The sequence below is a fragment of the Stenotrophomonas sp. 05L44_2 genome (genome assembly GCF_056665995.1).
The window spans coordinates 1-1,301 of the sequence record NZ_JBFTNR010000934.1 but is presented as its reverse complement, the minus strand read 5'-3'; the positions used below and the strand labels follow the sequence as shown (position 1 = coordinate 1,301).

2 protein-coding genes are annotated in these 1,301 nt (G+C 68.3%); both read right to left on the bottom strand.

Annotation, left to right across the window (positions count from 1 at the left end):
- Window positions 1-292: discoidin domain-containing protein (locus tag AC1VAN_RS22100; protein WP_480986777.1), on the bottom strand; the 292-nt coding region annotated here is incomplete at its 3' end.
- A 114-nt stretch (window positions 293-406) separates the two neighbouring features.
- Window positions 407-1,282 (bottom strand): LysR family transcriptional regulator, encoded by an 876-nt coding sequence (locus AC1VAN_RS22095; protein ID WP_480986778.1) that lies wholly within the window; start codon window positions 1,280-1,282, stop codon window positions 407-409.
- Between the last annotated feature and the right edge of the window lie 19 nt (window positions 1,283-1,301).

The following is a 1,301-nucleotide window of genomic DNA, read 5'->3' as shown; positions in this document are numbered from 1 at the left end:
CATCCCAGGTGAGGCGTGCACCGGCCAGCATCGCAGGCTTGCCGAGATCGACCTGGAACCAGTGGCCGGGGCTGAACGCACCGCCGGTCACCGTCTTCGGATCGTTGTCGATCAGGTGGCTGATCGCCATCGCCGGAACCTGCTGCGACGACGCGCTGGCCTGCCATTGCGCGCGCGGTGGCAGGTTCTGTGCGGTGGCGGTGGCGGCCAGTGACAGGCCGAGCAGCAGGGCCGCGGCAAGGCGCCGGTTCGGCAGGCGGGGAGCGGTCCAGCGGTCAGCGCACAACGTCATTGCGAAGGCCTCACATCGGCAGGGCCCGGGAACGGGCGGGCCTACGCTAGCAAGGGATGTAACCGGTTACATGACGCGTCGCAATATTTCCCGGGCGGGTCCTGGCACGAGGTTTCATGAATGCGCGCAGATACGCTCGCGCAGCCAGCGATGTGCCGGATCGCGATGCACGCGTTCGTGCCAGAGCATCACCATCTCGAACCCAGGCACATCAATGGGCGCGGCAACCGCCTTCAAGGCCGGGTCCTGCGCGACCAGGCGCGAGGGCATCATCGCCACCAGGTCCGTGCGCAGCAGCACGCTGCGCAGGAACAGGAAGTGCGGCACCGACAGCACCACGTTGCGACGCGCGCCTACATGCGCCAACGCACTGTCGGTGCCGCCATGGAAACCGCCGCCATCCGGTGACACGATCACGTGGTCCAGCGCGCAGAACTGCTTGAGCGTCGGCCGCCGCTTCAGTCTTGGATGGTCGCGACGCCCGGCCAGTACGTAGCGTTCCTGGAACAGCGGACGATGGTGCAGGGAGGCAGGCGCGTCGGAGGTGATGTGGAGGGCGAGATCGATCTCGCCGCGTTCGCTCTGCGCCACCATCTGCGCCGGCGCCAGGCTGACCACGGCCAGGCGCGTGCCGGGTGCGCGCACGCGCAGGTCGGCCAATGCCGGCAGGACGATCGTGGTTTCGCCGAAGTCCGACGCCATGATCCGCCAGGTCTGCGTGGCCTGGGCCGGATCGAACGCCTGCACCGGTGCGACTGCACGCTGCAGTGCAGCCAGTGCGTCGGCCAATGGTTCGCGCAGCGCATCGGCACGTGCGGTGGCACGCATGCCGCGTGGCCCCGGCAGCAGCAGCGGATCATCGAACAGGTGGCGCAGGCGCGCCAGCTGCACGCTGACCGTGGGCTGGGCCAGATGCAGGCGTTCGGCCGCGCGGGTGACGTTCTGCTCTTCCAGCAAGGCCTGCAGGGTTACCAGCAGGTTGAGGTCGATGCGACGCAGGGTATTGTCC